Origin of the sequence: Nocardioides albidus, from assembly GCF_006335005.1 — a bacterium.
In the GTDB taxonomy this organism is placed as follows: Bacteria; Actinomycetota; Actinomycetes; order Propionibacteriales; family Nocardioidaceae; genus Nocardioides; species Nocardioides albidus.
Genome location: NZ_VDMP01000025.1, coordinates 254,255 through 261,081, shown reverse-complemented (window position 1 = coordinate 261,081; position 6,827 = coordinate 254,255). Strand labels below are relative to the sequence as shown.

Genomic DNA, 6,827 nt, shown 5'->3' with positions numbered 1-6,827 from the left:
ACGGTGTCGCCGTCTGGGAAGGGTGCGTTGAGGTGCCACCGTCCGGCCTGATCCGGCTTGAGGCCCAGCTGGCCCACCATCGCGTCCCAGAGCGACGCCCCTTCTGCGAACGGTCCCTCGACCGCACGGAACTTGCTCGCGGGCAGCAGAGCTGCGATCTGCTCGCAGGTCACGCCCGCCTCGCGCACAGCCTCGACCATGCGCAGCATGGCGTGGCGTTTCGGGAGCGGCGCTGACTGCTCCGTTGGCGTTCTGATGACGAACTTCGTGAAGTCCTTCGCCGACTCGGCAGCCTTCTTCACCGCCGCCTCGCGCTTCTTGAGCTTGACGGTCAGCTCGGCCGCCTCCGGCAGAGGAATGACGTGCTGGACATCGAGGAGAAGCCGACCATCGAGGTTGTACGGCGAGAGGCGGACACAGCGGATGTCCATCCCGTAGAACTCGTTGAGCCACAGCACCGTCGTCGTGACTTCCTGGCTGAAGTCCGCCGACGCGAGCACGATCGCGACCTGTCGCGGCACGACAGGTTCTTCGTCCGCATCGTCGAGCCACTCGAGCAGGCGGGCACGCGCGTCGTCGGAATCGACGGGCGCGCCCTCGGCCTTCGTGAGGTGGGCGGCGAACGTCTTCACGACGTCGTCGAAGGTCATCACCGAGATCATCGCGGCGTACCGGAGCGCCTGGAGCTCCATGTGACCGCCGTCCTCGGTGCGCTTCAGCTCGACGACGACGAGGCGGGCTGACTTGTCGACGCAAAGGAGATCGATGCGCCGATGGGTCGCCTCGAAGTCTCCGAACTCCTCGGCGATCACCATCAGGTCGTCGCCGAGTACGCCGATCTGGTCGCGGATCGCGGCTTGAAGATGGGTGCGTTCGAGGACTTTCTCAGCCTGGAAGCTGGTCTTGGTCACGGCTGTCAATGAGCCAAGGGTCAAGTCATAGAGCATGGTGCCGAGCTCCCACCTGGACTCGCGTCCGGTCCAATCGGGATGACGAGCGCGCGGAACGAACCGGCCGCACTGCCATCGAGCTTGCTGTAATCGATCCACGTCAGCGTATGTGTGCCTCGGAGGACCAGCGGCGCTTCGCGGCCACGTGCAGTGCCGCCCGTGTTGGGGCCCCATCTCCGCTCGCCCGAGAGAATGGTTCCGTCGTAAAGCCGGAAGGCATCAGCGTTGGTCACCCGTCCATGTCCCGGCGATCGCCAATAGCCCGCTTCGTTCGTGAGGACGATGACGACGCCGCGCCAACCGGGACGCGCTGCGACAAAGCGCTCGACGCGAGCGACGTCCTTCACCACGTCGTAGCCTCGAAGGTCGGAGGCCCCATGGTTCTTGAGCGCGTAGGCCTCTCCGCGAACCGTTCCTGACCAGCGCCGGGTCATGTACTTCAACTCGATTGCGATGCCCTGGCCCGAGGGTTCCACCAGCTCAAGGTCGAGGCGAACTTGTGGCTCGGGATGAGTCTCGAGCCGGACCGCAAGGTCCGGGTTCGCCGACTTCGCCTGCCAAGCGAACGCAAACTGGAAATCGGCCTCAGAGTGGAAGATCGGCCGGCTCTCGGCCAGAGCCTCGAGGATGCGAGCCGAGTCGAACTGCCCTGTCATGCGGCTACCATCCACCCATCGGCCGACACATCCACCGCTGTTGCTGACAGACGGCCTGAGAATGCCGGCGCGAAGAGACCGGCGCAGCCCATCACCGTGCGCCTGTGCCACAGCCTGAACCGAGCGCAGGCCCGCGGCTTTCTGGTGGAGCCTAGGGGACTCGAACCCCTAACCCCCTGCTTGCAAAGCAGGTGCGCTACCAATTGCGCCAAGGCCCCGTGTTCCGGGCGTCTCGAGACGGTCGCTGCGCGACCTCCTCGACGTCCGGGGGTGATTCAGTTCTTGGGGAGGGTGTCGGTGGCGTCGGCCCACAGGGCCTGCTCGGCCTTGCTCTCCTGGAGCTTCTTGCCGGCGAGGACGACGCCGACCAACCCGAGGATCGCGAGAACAGCCTTCTTCATGAACCGCTCCTTCTTCGAAGAAGCCCCGGTCCGCGACTGGCGCGGCCGGGGCTTTCCGTGGGCCTAAGAGGACTTGAACCTCTGACCCCCACATTATCAGTGTGGTGCTCTAACCGTCTGAGCTATAGGCCCGGGTGACTCGCTGCTCTGGGTGGAAGCCCCTCGGCAGCAAGCCGAGGACAGACCTTACCGGAGCGGGTGAGCGGGGGACAAAACGGGGCGTCTTCGCCTCCCACCTCAACCACCGGGGTGGGTCAGTTGTCCTCGGCGAGGGTGATCTCGACGCCGCCGAGGAGGGCCGCCGACATGTTGTAGAGGAAGGCGACCAGGGTGGCCGCGGCCGTGATCAGGACGACGTCGATGGCGGCCACGAGCATGGTGAAGCCGAGGACGCGACTGGTGCCGACGTAGTCCTCGATCCGGAAGGAGGCGACGTCCTCGCCGCCGATGCCCTCCTGGATCGTGGAGTTGATCGAGTCCCACACGCCGGCGGCGCCGAGGACCTGCCAGACCATCGCGACCGAGACGACGGTGACGACCGCGAAGGCGATGGAGAGCAGGAAGGACGTCTTCATGACCGACCAGGGGTCGATCCGGGTCAGGCGCAGGCGGGCGCGCCGGGGAGCGCGGCCGCGGGCGGGCGCTCCTCCGGCGGCAGCGCCGGGGGCCGGCGGGACGGGGCCGGACGCCGAGGGCGCGCCGGCGGGACGGCCGGCAGCCGGCCGCACCACGGTGTCCTCGACGCGATCGGTCATCAGTCCTCACTCTCCCCATCGGCCTCGAAGGTGGCCTCGGATGCCTCGATTGTGGCATCCGGAGCCTGAACCGGCGATTCCGTCGAGCCCTCGCCCGCGCCCGCCGTACCCTCCACAGCACCTTCGGCAGAGCCCTCGACCGCGCCCTCGACCGGGGCCTCCTCGAGACCCTCGTCCTCGGCCTCCTTGGCCTCGACGGAGCGGGCCACGACGGCGACGGCGTCGCCCTTCTTGGGGCTGACGAACTTCACGCCCTGGGTGGAGCGGCCGGTGGGCCGGAAGTCGTCGTTGATGGGGCTGCGCACGACCTGGCCGGACTGGGTGATGGAGAGGACCTCGTCGCCGTCGACGACGATGAACGCTCCGACCAGGGAGCCGCGCTCCTCGTTCTCCAGCTTCATCGCCTTGACGCCGAGACCGCCGCGGCCCTGGATCTTGTACTCCGAGATCCGGCTGCGCTTGGCGTAGCCGCCGTCGGTGATGGTGAAGACGTACTGGACGTTCTCGTCGCTCTCCTCGAGCGCCGCGTCGGCGGCCCGGATGACGGTCATCGACAAGACGGCGTCGCCGTCGCGGAACTTCATGCCGGTGACGCCCGAGGTCGCCCGGCCCATCGGCCGCAGCTGCTCGTCGTCGGCGCCGAAGCGGATCGACTGGCCCTTGCGCGAGACCAGCAGGATCGAGTCGTCGCTGCTGACCAGCTCCGCGCCGATCAGCTCGTCGTCGTCGTCGCGGAAGTTGATCGCGATGACGCCGGCCTGACGCGGGCTGTTGTAGTCGCCGAGCCGGGTCTTCTTGACCAGGCCCTTCTTGGTGGCCAGGACGAGGTACGGCGCCTGCTCGTAGTCGCGGATCGCGAGCACCTGGGCGATCGACTCGTCGGGCTGGAACGACAGCAGCCCGGCGACGTGGCCGCCCTTGGCGTCGCGGGAGGCCTCGGGAAGGTTGTAGGCCTTGATCCGATAGACCCGCCCGGCCGTGGTGAAGAACAGCAGCCAGTGGTGGTTGGTGGTCGAGATGAAGTGCTCGACGACGTCGTCGCCGCGCAGCGACGCGCCGCGCACACCCTTCCCGCCCCGCTTCTGGGTGCGGTACTGGCTGGCCAGGGTCCGCTTGGCGTAGCCGCCGCGGGTGATCGAGACGACCAGCTCCTCGTCGGGGATCAGGTCCTCCATGGACAGGTCGCCGTCGGCCGCGATGATCTGGGTACGACGGTCGTTGCCGTACCTCTCGACGAGCTCGGTGAGCTCGTCGGCCACGATCTGCCGCTGCCGGGTGACGTTGGCGAGGATGTCCTTGTAGTCGGCGATCTCGAGCTCGATCTCGGCGAGCTCGTCGATGATCTTCTGGCGCTGCAGGGCGGCGAGCTGGCGCAGCTGCATGCCGAGGATCGCGGTCGCCTGGATCTCGTCGACGTCGAGGAGCTGCTGGAGGCCGATGTTGGCCTCGGCCACGTCGGGCGAGCGCCGGATGAGGGCGATCACCTCGTCGAGCATGTCGAGCGCCTTGACGAGTCCGCGCAGGATGTGGGCCCGCTTCTCGGCCTCGCGCAGGAGGTACTCGGTGCGGCGCCGGATGACCTCGACCTGGTGCTCGACCCAGTTGCTGATGAACTGGTCGATGCTCAGCGTGCGCGGGACGCCGTCGACGAGCGCCAGCATGTTGGCCGAGAAGTTCGTCTGCAGCTCGGTGTGCTTGAGCAGGTTGTTGAGGACGACGCGCGCCACGGCGTCGCGCTTGAGGACGACGACGAGGCGCTGGCCGGTGCGGTCGGAGGTGTCGTCGCGGACGTCGCTGATCCCCTGGACCTTGCCGGAGTCGGCGAGCTCGGCGATCTTCAGCGCCAGGTTGTCCGGGTTGACCATGTAGGGCAGCTCGGTGATGACCAGGCAGGTGCGCCCGCGGTTGTCCTCGTCGACCTCGATCACCGCGCGCTGGGTGATCGAGCCGCGGCCGGTGCGGTAGGCCTGCTCGATGCCCTGGTGGCCCACGATGAGCGCGCCGTTGGGGAAGTCGGGGCCCTTGATCCGCTCGATCAGCGCGTCCTGGAGCTCCTCGCGGGTGGCGTCGGGGTGCTCGAGGGCCCACTGGGCGCCGGCCGCGACCTCGCGCAGGTTGTGCGGCGGGATGTTGGTCGCCATGCCGACCGCGATGCCGGCCGAGCCGTTGACCAGGAGGTTGGGGAAGCGCGCCGGCAGGACGACCGGCTCCTCGGACCGACCGTCGTAGTTGGGCTGGAAGTCGACGGTCTCCTTCTCGATGTCGCGGACCATCTCCATGGCCAGCGGCGCCATCCGGCACTCGGTGTAACGCATGGCCGCGGCGGAGTCGTTGCCCGGCGAGCCGAAGTTGCCCTGGCCCTGGACCAGCGGCGCGCGCATCACCCACGGCTGGGCGAGGCGGACGAGGGTGTCGTAGATCGCGGTGTCGCCGTGGGGGTGGTACTGACCCATGACGTCGCCGACCACGCGCGAGCACTTGGAGAAGCCGCGGTCGGGGCGGTAGCCGCCGTCGTACATCGCGTAGAGGACGCGGCGGTGCACCGGCTTGAGGCCGTCGCGTACGTCGGGCAGGGCCCGGCCGACGATGACGGCCATGGCGTAGTCGATGTAGGCGCGCTGCATCGAGGTCTGCAGCTCGATGGGCTCGACCCGCCCGCCGCCCGTCCCGTCGCCGCCGAGGTTGCTCTGGGTCTCCGTCACGATTGCTCTTTCTGGCTCGATCTATCGATATCTAAGGAATACGCTAGAGACTCAGATATCGAGGAAGCGGACGTCCTTGGCGTTGCGCTGGATGAAGGAGCGGCGCTGCTCGACGTCCTCGCCCATGAGGATCGAGAAGATCTCGTCGGCCTGCGCGGCGTCGTCCAGGGTCACCTGCAGCATCAGCCGCTGGGTCGGGTCCATCGTGGTCTCCCACAGCTCCTTGGCGTTCATCTCGCCGAGACCCTTGTAGCGCTGGACCGGGTTCTCCTTCGGCAGCTTCTTGCCCTGCTCGAGGCCGTCGCGCATCAGCGCGTCGCGCTCGGCGTCGGAGTAGACGAACTCGTGCTCGTGCGGCTTGTTCCAGCGCAGGCGGTAGAGCGGCGGCTGGGCCATGTAGACGTAGCCGTGCTCGATCAGCGGCTTCATGAACCGGAACAGCAGCGTCAGCAGCAGGGTGTTGATGTGGTGGCCGTCGACGTCGGCGTCGGCCATCAGCACGACCTTGTGGTAGCGCAGCTTGGCCTCGTCGAACTCCTCGTGGATGCCCGTGCCGAGCGCGGAGATGATCGACTGCACCTCCTGGTTGCCCAGGACCTTGTCGATGCGCGCCTTCTCGACGTTGAGGATCTTGCCGCGGATCGGGAGGATCGCCTGGATCCGCGGGTCGCGGCCCTGGCGCGCCGAGCCACCCGCCGAGTCACCCTCGACGATGAAGACCTCGCACTCCTCGGGATTGGTCGACTGGCAGTCCGAGAGCTTGCCGGGAAGGCTGCCGCCGCCGAGCAGGCCCTTGCGGTTGCGGGCCAGGTCGCGGGCCTTGCGGGCCGCGATCCGCGCGGTCGCCGCGGCCTGCGCCTTGCGGATGATCTCCTTGCCCTCGCCCGGGTTCTGCTCCAGCCAGGCGCCGAGCTGGTCGTTGACCACCGACTGCACGAAGCCCTTCGCCTCGGTGTTGCCGAGCTTGGCCTTGGTCTGGCCCTCGAACTGCGGCTCGGAGATCTTGAGGCTGATGATCGCGGTCAGGCCCTCGCGGATGTCGTCTCCGGTGAGCCGGTCCTCCTTCTTCTTGATCAGGCCCCACTCCTCGCCCCAGCGGTTGATCAGCGAGGTGAGCGCCGCGCGGAAGCCCTCCTCGTGGGTGCCGCCCTCGGGCGTGTTGATCGTGTTGGCGAAGGTGTGGACCGACTCGTTGTAGGAGGTGACCTGCCACTGCATGGCCAGCTCGAGGCTCATCGGGTTGGGTACGGCGTCGCCGGTGTCGGCCTCGAAGTGGATGATCGGGCTGACCACCTGCTTGCGCCGGTTGAGGAAGTCGACGTAGTCGGCCAGGCCGCGCTCGTACTGGAAGACCTGCTCGAGC

The 6,827-nt window shown here is 67.7% G+C and carries 6 protein-coding genes and 2 tRNA genes; all 8 read right to left on the bottom strand.

All coding sequences use genetic code 11. From position 1 onward, the window contains the following. Positions 1-911, bottom strand: a 911-nt coding sequence (locus tag FHP29_RS21770) for a PDDEXK family nuclease (RefSeq protein WP_158296573.1), incomplete at its 3' end; no start/stop codon positions are given. 20 nt (positions 912-931) lie between these two features. Beyond that, entirely contained in the window at positions 932-1,606 is a 675-nt protein-coding gene (locus tag FHP29_RS14415; RefSeq protein ID WP_139623555.1) for a hypothetical protein, read from the bottom strand. A 142-nt stretch (positions 1,607-1,748) separates the two neighbouring features. Next, positions 1,749-1,824, bottom strand: a tRNA-Ala gene (locus tag FHP29_RS14410). Between the two features lie 57 nt (positions 1,825-1,881). Then, entirely contained in the window at positions 1,882-2,007 is a 126-nt protein-coding gene (locus tag FHP29_RS22770) for a DLW-39 family protein (protein ID WP_240044512.1), read from the bottom strand. A gap of 58 nt (positions 2,008-2,065) precedes the next feature. After that, positions 2,066-2,139 (bottom strand) — tRNA-Ile (locus FHP29_RS14405). Between the two features lie 122 nt (positions 2,140-2,261). Next, entirely contained in the window at positions 2,262-2,762 is a 501-nt protein-coding gene (locus FHP29_RS14400; protein ID WP_139623554.1) for a DUF3566 domain-containing protein, read from the bottom strand. After that, the gene (gene gyrA / locus FHP29_RS14395; RefSeq protein WP_420813431.1) at positions 2,762-5,386 is read right to left on the bottom strand and encodes a DNA gyrase subunit A; all 2,625 of its coding nucleotides are present in this window, start codon (positions 5,384-5,386) and stop codon (positions 2,762-2,764) included. Before gyrA ends, FHP29_RS14400 begins: the two co-directional genes overlap by 1 nt. Positions 5,387-5,515: 129 nt before the next feature. Continuing rightward, positions 5,516-6,827 (bottom strand): toprim domain-containing protein (locus FHP29_RS22765; protein ID WP_240044511.1); only part of this gene is annotated, 1,312 nt, incomplete at its 5' end.